Source organism: Pseudoxanthomonas sp. CF385, from assembly GCF_900104255.1.
Classification (GTDB): domain Bacteria; phylum Pseudomonadota; class Gammaproteobacteria; order Xanthomonadales; family Xanthomonadaceae; genus Pseudoxanthomonas_A.
The window spans coordinates 337785-352136 of sequence record NZ_FNKZ01000001.1; the positions used below are offsets into that span (position 1 = coordinate 337785).

13 protein-coding genes are annotated in these 14352 nt (G+C 58.1%); 5 read left to right on the top strand and 8 right to left on the bottom strand.

Annotation, left to right across the window (positions count from 1 at the left end; genetic code table 11):
• Nucleotides 1-247: 247 nt before the first annotated feature.
• Both BLT45_RS01470 and BLT45_RS18035 read right to left on the bottom strand, forming a co-directional pair.
• Nucleotides 248-523 carry a hypothetical protein gene (locus BLT45_RS01470; protein ID WP_093294226.1) on the bottom strand — a complete coding sequence of 92 codons (276 nt, stop codon included), beginning with the start codon at nt 521-523 and terminating at the stop codon, nt 248-250.
• A 37-nt stretch (nt 524-560) separates the two neighbouring features.
• Nucleotides 561-803: a hypothetical protein gene (locus BLT45_RS18035; protein ID WP_139187859.1), complete on the bottom strand. Its 243-nt coding sequence runs from the start codon at nt 801-803 to the stop codon at nt 561-563.
• A 609-nt stretch (nt 804-1412) separates the two neighbouring features.
• Between BLT45_RS18035 and BLT45_RS01475 the strand changes: the two genes are divergently transcribed.
• Nucleotides 1413-1865, top strand: a complete 453-nt coding sequence (locus BLT45_RS01475) for a fasciclin domain-containing protein (RefSeq protein WP_175455684.1) — start codon at nt 1413-1415, stop codon at nt 1863-1865.
• Nucleotides 1866-2486: 621 nt separating this feature from the next.
• A complete protein-coding gene (locus tag BLT45_RS01480; protein ID WP_093294232.1) occupies nt 2487-3113 on the top strand; it encodes a DUF4142 domain-containing protein in 627 nt (208 codons plus the stop codon).
• Nucleotides 3114-3267: 154 nt separating this feature from the next.
• Here the strand turns inward: BLT45_RS01480 and BLT45_RS01485 are convergent, their stop codons facing one another.
• Complete coding sequence (locus tag BLT45_RS01485) at nt 3268-4086, bottom strand: transglutaminase family protein (RefSeq protein ID WP_093294235.1); 819 nt, start codon at nt 4084-4086, stop codon at nt 3268-3270.
• Between the two features lie 309 nt (nt 4087-4395).
• Between BLT45_RS01485 and BLT45_RS01490 the strand changes: the two genes are divergently transcribed.
• Nucleotides 4396-5022 carry a tyrosine-type recombinase/integrase gene (locus BLT45_RS01490; protein ID WP_093294238.1) on the top strand — a complete coding sequence of 209 codons (627 nt, stop codon included), beginning with the start codon at nt 4396-4398 and terminating at the stop codon, nt 5020-5022.
• 281 nt (nt 5023-5303) lie between these two features.
• Here BLT45_RS01490 and BLT45_RS01495 read toward each other — a convergent pair whose 3' ends face one another.
• Nucleotides 5304-6200, bottom strand: a complete 897-nt coding sequence (locus tag BLT45_RS01495) for an alpha/beta fold hydrolase (protein WP_175455685.1) — start codon at nt 6198-6200, stop codon at nt 5304-5306.
• 700 nt (nt 6201-6900) lie between these two features.
• Between BLT45_RS01495 and BLT45_RS01500 the strand changes: the two genes are divergently transcribed.
• Nucleotides 6901-9492 (top strand): histidine kinase, encoded by a 2592-nt coding sequence (locus BLT45_RS01500; protein WP_175455686.1) that lies wholly within the window; start codon nt 6901-6903, stop codon nt 9490-9492.
• A gap of 166 nt (nt 9493-9658) precedes the next feature.
• Here BLT45_RS01500 and BLT45_RS01505 read toward each other — a convergent pair whose 3' ends face one another.
• Together BLT45_RS01505 and BLT45_RS01510 are read right to left on the bottom strand one after the other, a co-directional pair.
• Nucleotides 9659-10909, bottom strand: coding sequence for a GAF domain-containing sensor histidine kinase (locus BLT45_RS01505; RefSeq protein WP_093294246.1), 1251 nt, complete (start codon nt 10907-10909; stop codon nt 9659-9661).
• A 103-nt stretch (nt 10910-11012) separates the two neighbouring features.
• Entirely contained in the window at nt 11013-11363 is a 351-nt protein-coding gene (locus BLT45_RS01510; protein ID WP_139187862.1) for a hypothetical protein, read from the bottom strand.
• A gap of 240 nt (nt 11364-11603) precedes the next feature.
• Here BLT45_RS01510 and BLT45_RS18255 point away from each other — a divergent pair, with 240 nt between their 5' ends.
• Entirely contained in the window at nt 11604-11759 is a 156-nt protein-coding gene (locus BLT45_RS18255) for a hypothetical protein (RefSeq protein WP_175455687.1), read from the top strand.
• A gap of 767 nt (nt 11760-12526) precedes the next feature.
• Here the strand turns inward: BLT45_RS18255 and BLT45_RS01520 are convergent.
• On the bottom strand, nt 12527-13153 hold the full coding sequence (locus tag BLT45_RS01520; protein WP_093294255.1) for a tyrosine-type recombinase/integrase: 627 nt from the start codon (nt 13151-13153) through the stop codon (nt 12527-12529).
• A 254-nt stretch (nt 13154-13407) separates the two neighbouring features.
• Entirely contained in the window at nt 13408-14316 is a 909-nt protein-coding gene (locus BLT45_RS01525; protein WP_093298355.1) for an NAD(P)/FAD-dependent oxidoreductase, read from the bottom strand.
• Between the last annotated feature and the right edge of the window lie 36 nt (nt 14317-14352).

Here is a 14352-nt window from a genome sequence, read left to right on the forward strand (position 1 = left end):
GCCCGCAGCGGTGCTTCCGCGCGCAACGGCTTCTGGATCGAGGTGCGGCGCCAGCGCCACAGACGCCTGCGCAAGCGTAACCAGCGGCTGAAAACCCTCCAGACCTGGGGCATCGGAAATCCTGTGGGGGGCGGCTGACCGACGTTGAACCCATCCTTGCACGCACTTCAGGAGGTGGGTGTGAAGGATGTAGCCCGGCCGCGAACGCATCGCGGTCGAATCCGCGTCTCGCGAACGAACGAAACTACTAGGTGGGCATCGGCGTCAAGGTAAAGAGGAAGCCGCGCGCATCCAGCATCGCGCGCAGGCGTTCCTCGGCGGCGATGCGATTGAAGGTGCGCCGCACCCAAAGGCCGTAGCACGGACGACCACCTCCCGCATTGCTGCCAGGCTGGACACGACGGCTCACACGGACATCCATGGATTCGCACGCGGTCGCCCAGATGACGCGCAGGTCGTCCGGGCCGATGGATTGGCGAGTACCCAAGTGTAGCAGGAAGACCTGCCTCTGTTCGCGTCGCATTGGGATCCCCTCGGCCTACTCACCCGTTCACGCCGGCCTAATGCCTGAAGCCTGGCCAGTCGGGATGGCGGGAGGCCTCATACCACTGCTGCGCACGCGTCATCGCTTCCGATTTGGAAAGATCGGCTTTGGCGAAAAAGAACCAGCGTACGTCGCTGTCGGGCCTCTGCTGTTCATGGATCAGACGATATGCGTTGACGCGCGTGTCTCGTTCGGGATCCAGAAGTGCATCAATGGATTCGACGCCAAGGGGCGAGATGATAAGCGAGATGCTGCTCACGGCGTTGCTCCTGAGGCCACCTTTGCAACGGCGGGGTGGACCTTGATGCGACGCTTCAAGTCTTTCTTTCCGGACCAGAAGTGCCATTCCGCCCTGAGGTGCTGCCGGAGAAGAACTGCCGCATGTTGCAGAGCGCCCGCGCGTGAGATCGCCCGCGGCGGATCGCAAGCTTCTGCGGGGATTGGCCAACCTTCATTCTCTGCGCATTCCACGGCGCGAGTACTCACGAGATAGGCCATGCGCTGGAATGCCTGCAGGCCTAGCACGACCCGATGTCGCTTAGTGTTCATAGCGGCTCTCAATATTGTGCGAGCCGGCACACTGCGGGTGCGGAAGTTAGCCAGCCTCGGAATCCCGCGTAACACCACCCTAGCACGCTGCCACGGTAAGCCACATGCATTTCTGCGCGCGGAGCGTCACGCCGCAGTAACGGCGGCAGGTGCATGATCTCCAAGCTACGGTGCAAGACCGTATCGGCCGCTCAGCCGCGCATCTTCCTGGCCATCATTCTCCGCATTGAGCTCCTACCGGGCGCCCCGCCAGGTCTAGGCCGTGACAGCGGCCGTCCATATGCCACCTAAGCTGGGTCCATCTCACAGGAGCCTCTCCATGGAAATGTTACAGAAGAGGGGTCTTTCTCAAGAAAACCTTCTGGGCACGATGAGGAGCAAGAACGCGTACCGCACTTTCACATACGCGATCGAGAAAGCCATGCTTACGGCTTCACTCATTGGCTCTGAACAGTACACGCTGTTCGCGCCGACCGATGAGGCATTCCGCCAGCTGCCGCACGGCATGCTGGACAGGTTGCTCAGGCCCGAGAATAGAGACGAGCTAGCCGCAATCCTGACTTACCACATGGTCATCGGTTCTAGGACAACGGCGGATATCCGCAAGTGGGACTCCGCGCCAACCCTTCATGGCCAGGCCGCGTCGATCACGATATCTAGCGGGCAGCTGCATATTAGCGGTGCACAGATAACACGCCCCGATATCATGGCCGGAAATGGCGTCATACATGGGATCGACAGGGTCAATATTCCGGAAACCGAGACTCGCTAAGGCAAAGGAATGCGCACAGAATGAAGAGGCCCGTGCGTTCATTTCTCGCACATGACATCACCATTTACGCACGATTGGTATGTCTTCATAGGTTCCCATCCTCTGCTCCATGCTGTGGATGTCTAGTGATTTGTGCGACAACGATGGCTTAGGGAGTGCACAGAATGGCAAAGGGACTGGACAAGAAGAAGGAGCAGAAGAAGAAGCCGGCAAAGACCTTGAAAGAAAGGCGGTCTGAGAAGAACGAAAAGAAGGCCACGCGCGGATTCGCGCCGGTTTGAGCTCAGGGCAGCAGCACGCAGTTGTGGAGATCGTCGGCGTACTTAACGACTCGAACCGCGACGGGCTGGTTCGACGCGAAGTTGATTTCATCGCCACTTTCGGGGAGTTGCTGAGAGTTGTGTGCCAGTACAGTTTTGAGACCGCGAGATCAATAGATGCCTTAGCGGAATAGCGCTCGACGCGGAGGTGCTAGCTGGATCCTGGCCAAAACGGTGACCCGACGTTCCAAATGCATCCAATGCGCCCTCACTGTCCTGGTGCTTCTAGGAGTGCTCCTCAATCATGTAGTCCTCGTAGGGTGGCGACCGCGCCACTTACCTATTCTCCAAGAGCACCTTCATGAGAACCCTGCATCTGTCCGTACTCATCGTCGCGTGCACAAGCACCTTCATGCTGTCGGCCTGCCGCATCCAATCAGATTCACCTGATGTGATTGCGAGAAAGTCCGCACGCGTGAACTCGAGCTCCACAGATCACGCGTTCGCCACCGCATCAGCCGGTCCGGAAATGGCGCCCGCCGCCGTACGGCCCATACTCGATGAACGTGCGGCGCTGGGTATTCTCAACGTTATCAATGACTTTGAGATCGCGGCAGGCCAGCAGGCCCTGGCCAAGTATGTGGGCGGCGATGTGGCCGAGTACGCCCAAATGATGATCGATCAGCACACACGAAGCCGAACCATGACTAACGCGCTGGATCCCGATGGCTACACGGCAGAGGCCGACGCTAAGCGCGAAGCATTGAAGCGGGAACTGGACGCCTTGGATTCTACGGCCGAGGATGACTACGCGAGGACGTACATCTCCGCTATGGTCAAGGGTCACGCCGACGCGCTGGCAGCACTCGATGCCACCTTGATTCCTAGTGCGACGCGTGCCGAGGTAAAGGAACATCTGACAGCCACGCGTAAACGTGTTGCACGAAATCTTGAAGAGGCAAAGGTGCTGGAGGCGAAGCATCCATAGACAGTAACACCGGCTCAAGGATTCTTAGCCCGAACTGGTCACCTGAAACCAAAATCGGTCCCTCGGGCCAGCAGTAGGACAGTGATTTCAGGGCACCCCAAGTGTTTCGAGGGGTTAGGTGGTGCAAGGCCATGGCTGGCATACCGCTCGAGCACTAGTTGCCGTCGACCGGGAATGAAGAAGGCGATCCAACGGGCCGCTCGCCCACCCATACCTGCATTTCCAACGTCGTCAGCCACCCGTAGTTGGTCAGGAACGCGACATCGGCAGCGTCGCGACCGTAGGCGACGACGATCCGACCGCCACGAGGCGCGGACTGCGTAGGGTCGAAGGTGTACCAGCGACCATCCAGGTATGCCTCAAACCAGGCATGCAGATCCATGGGTTCCAGTCCGTAGAGATACCCGACCACCATGCGGGCAGGAATACGCAGGCTCCTGCATAGCGTGATGCCCACATGGGCGCAATCGCGGCAGACACCGGCACCGGCGTCCATGGTTTCTAGTGCATCCGTGCTGGCGTCGCTCACGCCATACCGGTAGGCGATCTGCGCGCGGATCCATTCCACGATCGCGCCGACCTGACCACTGCGTGGGGTGGCAGCATCCACGATAGCCTGGGCCTTATCGAAAGCGCGATCACTTGGACAATAGCGACTGGGCAGCAGGTACTGGAGTGTGTGATCGGGCAGGAGAATGGCCGGCGCTGGCGCGGCCCAAGGAGCGATGGCAATGTCGCGCTCGGTCTCGACCTCAAGTTCGGCGCGGATTCGCATGCGCCCGTTCGGCACCACGAAACGCTGGCACAAGTTGCCGAACACATCGACGAACTCCGTCGGCCGCACGTGAGGATCGAATGCATACGTTTCGCTGATCAGCCATTGGGCTTCGCCACTGCGCGGTCGCAACATGGCAACCACCGCGCAGTTCTCGTTGGACTCGACTATCAGTTCGCATCCGGCTAGCAGGCGCATCTTCGGTCCGATGGAAGGTGGGAGTGTTCCGCGAGAGCATTCAGCTCAAGGCATAGCCACGATGCAGAAAGTATCCTCGCACATGTCAAAAACATCCTGCGTGACGCTTCAAGGAAGCGTGCGACAGGCGAGTCTAGGTCAGTACCGGCATCCAGGTTTCTCACATCTTGATCGCGATCCGGGCAAGGTAGGCAGAAAATGTCCGCTTCGGGTCAGAAGTGGCCTAGCTGCGCTGTCTAGCACCTCTTGACAGAGGGGACACGTAAGCACCTGCAGCCTCTGCTTCCCATCCCGAGATTGGAGGAAGCTATGAAGCGAAGTTCAGGCCACTCATCGGCACGTCCTGCCTGGAATCTAGGCAAGCTGGTCGGACAGAAGGCACCTCTAAAGCTCAGGGAGATCTGGTCGATTCGAGTCAGACTTCAGCTTAGGGGCGATAGCCGGCAACTGGCGCTCTTTGATCTTGCAATCGACAGCAAGCTGCGTGCATGCGATCTGGTTGGGCTGAGGGTCCGTGACGTTGCACACGGCATGCACATTGGATCGAGAGGATGCGTCATCCAGCGGAAGACAAAGCGTCCTGTCCAGTTCGAGATCACGCCGCAGACTAGAGATGCATTGGTCGCTTGGATCGATAGTCAGAAGCTCGGCCTCGACGATTACCTCTTTCCTGGCAGGCAGCGAGGCTCGTCCCACTTTTCTACACGCCAGTACGCCCGCTTTGTGAAGGCCTGGGTGCTGAGCATCGATCTGGATCCAGTGAACTACGGGACGCATTCCATGCGTCGCACCAAGGCATCACTCATCTATCAACGGACCAAGAATCTGCGTGCCGTCCAACTGCTGCTGGGGCACAGCAAGATTGAGAGTACCGTGCGCTACCTGGGAGTGGAAGTGGATGATGCATTGTCGCTAGCAGAGCAGACCGAGGCGTAGCTCGTCCCCAGAAGCGGCCTTCAAACGGCCGCTTTTGGCCGGAAGCAGACATGGATCGAGAACTAAGCGAAGGACAGGCGCTCACTCCATCGACTCGCCCAATAACGCAAACCGGCCAGTTGCTAGTAGTTCTGGGATGACGCCGGTCCAGTGGCCTGCCAGGGATCAAACCAAGGTCGAAAAGTGCGCCTACTAATGCCTCTTCTGGCCTTCTGATGGCCGGCGTACGCTCGGCATGGGCGTAGTCAGCAGCGACATCTGTGTTTGGCAGGGAATCTCGCTTAGCGAGCCAAGAACTCTGTGATAATTTTTCCCACCTCGCCAGGATATTGATGATGAGGTGCATGGCCCGTCTTTGAGTAAAAAACAAATCTCGCGTTCTGCATCTTTCCTATCATAGGGAACCAGTTTTGGCCCGCCGTACTCGTATCGTGATCGCCGGCGATCACAAGAATAGGTAAGCTCGTCTCGGCCAGCTCGCCTCGGCGGCCGTCTACATCAGCATGAAACTCACCGGCGGCCTTGAAGTATTTATCAAACTGGGCTTGGTTTGATGGTATACGCTCGTCTACTCCCGAACGTTGACGAATCCTTGCTCGGGAGGCTGCGGCGCTCTCTCGACTAAAACTGGATGCAGGCTCAAAAAAGAGCACCTCCTCATCCTCAAGATCGTTGATCGGCTTGAGGGCTCTCTCTAGAAATTCGGGCTGCAGAGGGATTTCATTCTTGCCCGGAGGATTCGTCGCAAGAAGCACCAGTCGTCGAACTCGCCCAGGCCTATCGATGACATACGCTTGTGCGAGAAGTCCACCCCACGACCACCCTAGAAGGTCGAAGTCCCGCAGATTGAGCGCCCGAGCAAGGCCGTCAAGTACCTCAACACCACTACTCATTGAGTCGGGCTGCGTGCCTTGAGAATACCCAACGCCTGGAAGATCAAAAATGTACAAGGTGTGGTAGGTTGCAAGCTCGTCTAGGAATGCGGGATCCCAGGTGTCTATGGTGCCCCGGAAACGATTGACCATCAGTAGCGGTCGTCCCGTGCCAAGCTTTCTATAAGCCACCTTGTCTTGGCCAACATTGATCGTATGCGTCGCAGCCTCGACTGCGCTGTAAGCCTTTGCCGGCGCCGCAATTGCCATGATCGCAACTAGGAGTATGGAAAAGCGGTTGCGCATGACGGGCTCCGGCCAGGGGGAATATATGAAGTTTCCTTCTGGAGATTGGTGGCCTAAAGCCCCCGGGGGGTGCCTCTTCTGCCCCCCAAATAGGTGAGGTCCCAACTCAGGGCTGCGGCGCGGCCCTGTACAGCTCCACGGAACCCGTGTCACAGTTTGGAATAAGTGCGCCATAGCCGGGGGGCATAACAGGCGCTGACCGCCGCTCTCTGGGGGATTGGCTATGCGGGTCGTGATGGCATTGCTAGCACTATGCGTGCTCTTCTTGTCACCTCCGGCCCATTGCGGAGGAAGGCCGACGCCTCTCAACCAGTACGTCGCAGTGGATTTCACCGATCGGCCTAATCGCCCACTCACGTTCGACTGGGTGCTCGCAGACGCCAATGGCCTCCTATGGATCATGTCCGGCAGCCGCCTCTATCGGTTCGACGGCACTAGACACAACCGTTACGGTGCCAACACTGAGGCTGAAGACCTGGCTATGCGGCCAAGGTCGTTTATTCCCGACCCACGAAGCGGTATATGGCTTGGATATCTGACAGGTGGCGCCGTTCATGTGGAACATGACCGGTACACGCGATTCGATGAATCGTCAGGTCTTCCACCAGGCGCGGCAGTAACGGGCTTTGCCTTTAGTGAAGGCCGCGTGGTTGCGGCTACAGCCAAAGGCATCTTTGAGCTCGCCGGCGGAGGGTGGTCGATGCTGGCCGGTCATGACTTGCTGGAAGGCAAGTTCATTGACGATGTCGAGTTTGATCGCCTAGGGGGACTTTGGGCAAAGACCTCTGAAGGTGTGTTCCACCAAGCCAAAGGTGCGTCAGCCTTCTCGTCGCAGCCGCTTCCGCCCGGCGATAGCGTCCTTGGCGGCTTAGTTGTCAGCCCCGCGGGACAACCGTGGCTATGGAACATGTCGGGTCAAACTATGTGCCGACTCGATTCCATCAAGCCATTTGCATGCTGGCAGGCGCCGGGCGTCGCCGACCCGAAGTTTGATGGCGACGGAAATCTTTGGTGGGCGGACAATACTCTCGTGCATCGCGTCGCAAATGCCGACTCCCTCGATCCTTCTGACTCGCAAGCTTTGGCAAAGAGACATGAGAAGCGCGCTGTGTCTGCAGAAGAAATTGTTCATAGCCCGGATGGCAGCGTCTGGCTGGGAAATGACGACACGCTGATTCGGCTGAGGCGTCCGGTCATTGAGCGGATGCCATTGCCATACGGGGGACTTCTGGCGGAGGGCGATGATGTTTGGGTTCTAAGCTTTGTGCGAGGAATGATGCGGACGGGCGCCACGTCCGCATCGCCAGGCCAACTACTAGCGGCTGCAGATGGCAGCCAGTTCTTGCGATCCGTAGTTCCTCCATCTGAGTTGACTGACTACGAAGCCGTTACTCAGCTAGACGTTCCAATCGCGGTGCTTGAACAGCACAAGCGCGACCTATATGGGGCGATCAGGGTGGAAAGGGCGGAGGATGGGAGTATTTATATTGCTAGGCTAACGCCTCCCACTTTGGTTCGCTGGTCGCCCTCTGCGTCTGAAGAGATCGCTTTACCTGAGTTGGAGCGGGGAGCGAATATCCGGCGCGTGCAAACAGATGCGTCTGGGCGAGTCTGGGTCACACTTGATCGCGGGCAAGTTGTGGCCTACGCCCTTGAAAGCGGGAAGTGGATTCCCTACGGGGGATACAAGAGTATTTCGCGCCCCGGCCTGGTCGGGCTAGGGCTTGGAGCCGATGGTCGCTTCTGGCTCGCAGACGAAAACGATGCGTTAGCTATAGGCGAAAAGGAGCCACTAAGGTATGGCGTGCGGGAGGGGCTATCCATTGGGCTGCCGCGTCGAATTGTCCAGTCGGGCGGCAGCACGTGGGCGCTCGGAACCCGAGGCATAGCTGCGCTAGTTGCGGATCGGTTCGTTGCCCTCACCGGGCTCGACGGCGATCGCATCGAGGGCGCGACGGACATATTCCATGATCTGAACGGTGATCTGTATGTAAATGGTGCCGACGGAGTAACTCGCATAGCTGCGGAGGACTGGAAGCGAGTCCTTGCAGGAACTCTACCGGCGGTACCTTTTGTTCGTTTTGATCGGTGGGATGGAGTCCGTTGGCCACCAATGCATGCCCCTGGGCCCTCGATCGCCAGAAGCCCGGATGGAACATTGTGGTTCTCTCGCGCAGGCGGATTAATGAGACTGCTGCCCGGTGCCATCGTGCGGAAGACATCGATGCCACAAGTGATCATTGCGAGCTTAGAGATCGATGAGAAGCCCATCGATGCAAAGATCCCTACGATGCTCGAATCTGGCTCCCATAGGCTGAAGATGGAGCTGTTAGCGGCAGGGGGAAATCGTCCAGAAAAGATTCGCCTTCGCTATCGAACCATAAAGGACGGAGCAGAGGAGCAGTGGAGGCTGTTGGGAGAGGAGCGAGTGCTTTCGCTTGATCTTATAGACGCAGGTAGCTACCAGATTCAAACCCAAGCCTCTGACGAAGATGGTGCATGGCGCGGGCAGGTATCGAATTATTCGCTAGCCATTAGACCGATGTTCTACCAGACGACGTGGTTCTACTTGCTAGTAGCGACCATCGTCATTGGTGTGATCGCGGCCGTATATGTGCTCCGGATGCGAACGATCCGAAATCGAATGCATATCCAGATGATTGCCAGGATCCGCGAGCGTGAAAGAATTGCCCGTGACCTCCACGACACAATTCTGCAGGGGGCACAAGGGATGCTTTTGAGCCTTCAGGCGCTGGCGTCTAAGCTCCCTTCCGGAGATTCGTTCAGGACGCGCATGGAGGCCGTTCTTGATCGGACAGAGGATGTTATTAGCGAAGGCCGTGACCGAATTCACCTATTGCGTGCACCTGAGGCGAGTACCACTGATCTTGCGGAATGCGTGAAGTGCCACGCGGAAGATTGCGCGACCGAACACGGTTTGATTTGCAATTTCGTCGTTTCTTACGCCATACGTCCGCTTGACCCCATTGTCTATGAGGAAGTGAGGCAGATCGCGCGAGAAGCCATTGCTAACGCATGCGTCCATGCGCAGGCGCGTCAGTTGGATGTGCTGATTGAGTATGGAAAGACGGAATTGCTACTTGTCGTAAAGGACAATGGCGTTGGGATATCAGCAGATCGCCTGAAGGCGGACAGACATTGGGGTATTAGCGGCATGCGCGAACGCGCTCGCATAATAGATGGTGCTTTAACTATCGAAGTCCAGGCTTCAGGCGGTACTGAGGTCAGGCTGATGGTGCGCGCAGAACGTGCGTATACTGATAGGAGGTGAATGAGGGCCCGGTCATTTCCCTTTCTATGCCTAGCGTCTACACGCCCCGGTGATCGAGTGCATGCAGGTAGGTCAATGATGTGCTTCGTCAATTGGACATGACAGCTTCCGGCCAGAAGCGGACATGCCGCCTGGCGCCTAATACATTCATTCATTCAGCGATGATCTATCTCTGAATCAGAGGCTCGAGAGGCATCTGAAATTCGAAGATCGTGCCGCTGTCTTCAGCGGACATGACGTGTAAGGTGCCCTCGTGCGCGATGGCGATCTGGGATGCGATGTACAAGCCGAGACCCAACCCCTCTTCAGGCCGAGCGGCTCCCTGGCGATCGAATGGCTCGAATATGCGTCCGATCTTGGTTGGTGGAATCGCCCCGCGATTGGCGACACTGAGACGGAACACGCCGTCCTCCGTGCTACTGATGACTTGTATGACTGACTCCGGGCTCCCATGGACCACGGCGTTGATAAGCAAGTTGCTCAACAGCTGGGAAATTCGATACTGATCGCACAAGACCCTCTCCGTAATGTCAGTCGATGAGGTGAATGTGCGCTCAGAATGTGCCTGCCTGATTTCGTCGATTACCGCATCCAGGGTACGTGCGAGATCTTCGTTCACCTCCTTGCGCACGAGCATTCCCCCGCCTAGACGGCCGCGCGCGAAGTCCATGGTGACTTCAATGAGCTCGTGTATTCGTGCCGCACTTTGCTTGACATGACTAACAAGCTTGAGTTGCTTCTTGTCCAGCTTGCTCGTCCCGATGATCTCGGCTGCCATGGTTATTGACTGCAAAGGGTTGCGGAGATCATGAGCCAGGACAGCAATGAACTCTTCGCGTAGTTTTGCTACGCCGTTGGCAAGCAATAGGCTGTTTTCCGACTCGTCGAGATCGAGTCTTGACTGCGCGAGCGACATCTCGCGTGACGTTGCCTCCGAACTCGCGCGTGTCCTGTCATCCGCACTGTCGACATGCAAACCGTACAGGTTGGCAAGCCTCTGCATGGATTCCACCTCTTTCAAAGAGATGGGGCGAGGATCCGGATCGAAGGCGCATAGCGTTCCAAATAGCGTGCCATCGCGAGTGACCAAAGGCACGGCCACATAGCTCCGAAAGCCCATAGTCGCGGGAATGTAGTCATGGTCCAGGCTTGGGCCTTTCTCCGCGTCGGAAATGCAGATGGGTATGCGTGTATCTTTTACCTTCTTGCATAAAGTAAGTTCGGCATCGAGTCGGGAGCCCTTCCGGATGCCGTAACCAGCTTTATCAATAGCGTCGAGCGCGATCCAGCTTTCGCGTGTGACGCGAGCGGCAACCGCGCACCGCATCCCGGTAATGACTGCAACAAGCTCCAGGATGTCGCGACTTCCCGTAGACGAAGTCGTGACAGACCCCTCAACCGCTGCCTCGCTATGCATGCTCTTCCCCTTGGGCTACGAGGAAGGTGCGCTACTTAGACGGCTCTGTCCAATAGCCGGCTGAGCCAAGCTGAGTCAGTCAGCGCTGGGCATAGAGGGGCCATCATCTGCGTGGCATCCAGTTGGCGAGCTCCCAGGCATAGGACAAATGTGGGGTTGGGTATGGCAGGAGCGCCACAAGATCGTCTCGCCCGCACGCATGGGCGATGATGTGCTGCCGCTCCATCGTCCAGCTCTCCGCCTTCGATTTTCCAATCTCGACGGTTCGCACAGCGAACCGCAGCGGCGTAATACCAGGGGCTTTGAGCAATGATCGGAGCACCCAAACGTCGCGATCAGGATCAATCTGTATGAGAGCGTGTTCGCCAAGATGCAGGATGTGCTGGTCTCCCTCCTGCCGCCATTCATACTCCAGCGAGAGCTCACGGGTGCTAGGCATGTGCAGGATGTCCACGATGGGACAAACCACACTACGCCGTTGTCGTTGCGCTACCGTGAGGATGCCGCATTGACGACCGACAACATTTCCCGCTGAGGGACAAACAACAAGTTGGGGCAACAGCTGCCGAAAGACTACCGTCCGTCGGTCCGGCGAACGGACTATTGAAAGCCGTCTAGCCCTAAGGCTGCACACGGTCGTCATGTTCGTCGGCGCATGGTGAGTTACCGACAACCTTGTCGGTGGAGATTCATCATGAGCAGCACCAAGAACAGGCCGGACCAACCACAGCGAAAGACGCCCGCGGCAGTCGCCGGCGAACGACCAGAAAAGGCCGCAACGGGTAAAGACATGAAGCCCGCGAACTCGCCAGGGAAGGGCGAGCAGCGCAATCCCAGCAAGCGATCCTGAGCGGGAAAGCGATTCGACATCGCTTTGGCGCTGGCCGTCGTTTTTGTAAACGTCCAGCGCCGGATTCAGCATTCGTCGAGCCGCACTCATGACCGTAGACCATACGAGCGCGGCTGGTGCGCTCATGAAGAAGATCTGCTACCAACTGAGGCCTTCAGCCAGCACCACTATGTCGCTTTGCTCCCGCTGTTCCAAGCCGAGCCCGGGCGGACAGCCTTGCGCCTACTGCTTGACGAGCGAGCTCGGGAAGCTGATAGAGAATCATGGGGCGGCGGTGCGCTGGCTCGAATCTACCAAGCAAGCCACTCAGGACGAGAACACGGTCCTTAGATACGCCCGCCAACTTCATGAAGTCGGGTAACCATAGCCGCTCCCCAAGGATGGGGAAGTACGCAAGGATGCGTCAAATGCGTGCCGGCCGAACCTAGAGTGAGCTGGATATGAGAACGCCATCGGAGATTCGCTCTCTGTTGCAGGAAAGCTCGGCTCGGCTACGAGATGGCCAGGTCGGGAATCCTGGCGAATTCCTGCAGAAGCTGAGAATCCAGCTGCTGTGTGACGTGCCTGGAGAGATGGAGCTCATTATTCGTGAGGGTTTGGCAGTGTTGGACGCTAGGCTTGACGACAAGGCGCCCGCACTACTCACTTTGGGTGAGTTAGCGCCTCCGCCTGACTGAAACCCTCATGCAGAGCGCCGCCAAGCTTTCAACTGTAGATGTCCGCTTTGGGTCGAAAGCGGCCGTTCGTGGCCGCTTTCGGAAGGCAGACTACGCCTCGGTCTGCTCTGCTAGCGAGAGGGCATCATCCACCTCAACCCCCAGGTAGCGGACGGTGCTCTCTATCTTGCTGTGCCCCAGAAGCAGCTGGACGGCACGCAGATTCTTGGTGCGTTGATAGATCAGTGATGCCTTGGTGCGACGCATGGAATGCGTCCCGTAGTTCACTGGATCCAGACCGATACTGAGCACCCACGCCTTCACCAAGCGGGCGTACTGGCGCGTAGAAAGGTGGGACGGGCCCCGCATCCTACCCGGAAAGAGGTGATCGTCGAGGCTGAGCTTCTGACTATCGATCCAAGCGACCAATGCGTCTCTAGTCTGCGGCGTTATTTCGAACTGGACAGGACGCTTTGTCTTGCGCTGGATGACGCATCCACGTGAGCCAATATGCATGCCATGTGCAACGTCACGAACGCGCAACCCAACCAAATCGCATGCGCGCAGCTTGCTGTCGATTGCGAGATCAAAGAGCGCCAGCTGCCGGCTATCGCCCTTGAGCTGAAGCCTGACTCGAATCGACCATATCTCCTTGAGTTTCAGGGGCGCCTTCTGCCCAACCAGCTTGCCTAGATTCCAGGCAGGACATGCCGTTGAGCGGCCTGAACTTCGCTTCATAGCTTTCTCCAATCCAGAGATGGGATGGAGAGGCTCTAGTTGCCCATGTGTCGCCTTAGTTAAGAGGCGCTAGGCGGTCCAGCTTGACCGCTTACGACCCGGAGCGGACGTCAGGCTGGGATGCGCCGCGAGCGAAAACCGCTCGCAAGTTGGGCCATCGCTGCCCCAAAAGCCTGCTCTTCCGAGCTTTACCAAGTCTCAGCAGAAGAAGTGATAGGACGCGACGCCTAGATTTTTCGAGTGGAATGTTAGGTCTATGGCTTCGATCGATTTCGGCGTGCTTCGGGCAGAGCGCGGTGTATCGCGCTAGCGGCCACGGCCGCATGACCGTAGGCAACCGCAATCTGATTGAGATCAGTTACCACGTCGCCTATGGCGTAGAGTCCCGGACGGGTGGTTTCCATGTGCTCGTTGGTCAGCACCGCGCCGTCGGCGTCCACCATCGCACCCGCCTGTTTCGCCAAGTCGCCCCGGGCTGGCGCCCCCATGGCTGCGTAAACCAAGTCAAACCAATGGACGTGGTCGTCTGCATCGATGACTTTCCAGCCCCCGTCGATGCAGGCCAAGCTTTTCAACGGAGGAAGGGTCGCGATTCCTTCCGTGGAAGGAGTGGCGGACGGCTGCGTTCCCTCTTGCGATAGCGGTACGATGGTGACGTCTGCCGAGAAGGTGCTGAGGTAGTGGGCGTTGGCCGTGGCTTTGGCAAGGGGCCCTACCACGGCTATCCGGCGATCCGTCGCTTCATAGCCATCGCAGAGCGCACACGATCGCAGCAATCCGCTCCGCAATGCTTCTTCTGCGTCGCCGGACGAAAGCTCCGGCAGGCGATCCACCACGCCGGTGGCCAGCAGCACCGCGGGAGCGCTCCAATGCCCGGATTGCGTGTCAACGCGCCATCCGCCCGTTGTGGCATGCAAGGAGCCAACGCGCTGGGACCGAATCGTTGCGCCATACGTTTCCGCTTGGGCCTTTAGTCGGCTGAGCAATTGATCGCCCGACACGCCCGAAGGAAAACCCGGACAGTTGTGGCTTTCGGGGATCCAGCGAGCCCGGCTCCGACCGTCGTCGAACACGACGACGCGACGATGCAAGCGGCGGAGGTAGGTGGCTGCGGTCAGCCCCGCAGGTCCGCCGCCGATGATGATGCAGTCGAGGTCCGTCATGGCGTCCTGCTGAAAAGGGTGGATGGCCAAGTTCTA

What these genes read in the sequence shown, in the direction of transcription:
- BLT45_RS01495 (WP_175455685.1), bottom strand. Translation starts at nt 6,200, where the DNA reads ATGCGCAACCGCTTTTCCATACTCCTAGTTGCGATCATGGCAATTGCG.
- BLT45_RS01475 (WP_175455684.1), top strand. Translation starts at nt 1,413, where the DNA reads ATGGAAATGTTACAGAAGAGGGGTCTTTCTCAAGAAAACCTTCTGGGC.
- BLT45_RS01505 (WP_093294246.1), bottom strand. Translation starts at nt 10,909, where the DNA reads ATGCATAGCGAGGCAGCGGTTGAGGGGTCTGTCACGACTTCGTCTACG.
- BLT45_RS01480 (WP_093294232.1), top strand. Translation starts at nt 2,487, where the DNA reads ATGAGAACCCTGCATCTGTCCGTACTCATCGTCGCGTGCACAAGCACC.
- BLT45_RS01485 (WP_093294235.1), bottom strand. Translation starts at nt 4,086, where the DNA reads ATGCGCCTGCTAGCCGGATGCGAACTGATAGTCGAGTCCAACGAGAAC.
- BLT45_RS01525 (WP_093298355.1), bottom strand. Translation starts at nt 14,316, where the DNA reads ATGACGGACCTCGACTGCATCATCATCGGCGGCGGACCTGCGGGGCTG.
- BLT45_RS01470 (WP_093294226.1), bottom strand. Translation starts at nt 523, where the DNA reads ATGCGACGCGAACAGAGGCAGGTCTTCCTGCTACACTTGGGTACTCGC.
- BLT45_RS01520 (WP_093294255.1), bottom strand. Translation starts at nt 13,153, where the DNA reads ATGAAGCGAAGTTCAGGCCGCTCAACGGCATGTCCTGCCTGGAATCTA.
- BLT45_RS18255 (WP_175455687.1), top strand. Translation starts at nt 11,604, where the DNA reads ATGAGCAGCACCAAGAACAGGCCGGACCAACCACAGCGAAAGACGCCC.
- BLT45_RS01490 (WP_093294238.1), top strand. Translation starts at nt 4,396, where the DNA reads ATGAAGCGAAGTTCAGGCCACTCATCGGCACGTCCTGCCTGGAATCTA.
- BLT45_RS01500 (WP_175455686.1), top strand. Translation starts at nt 6,901, where the DNA reads ATGCTGGCCGGTCATGACTTGCTGGAAGGCAAGTTCATTGACGATGTC.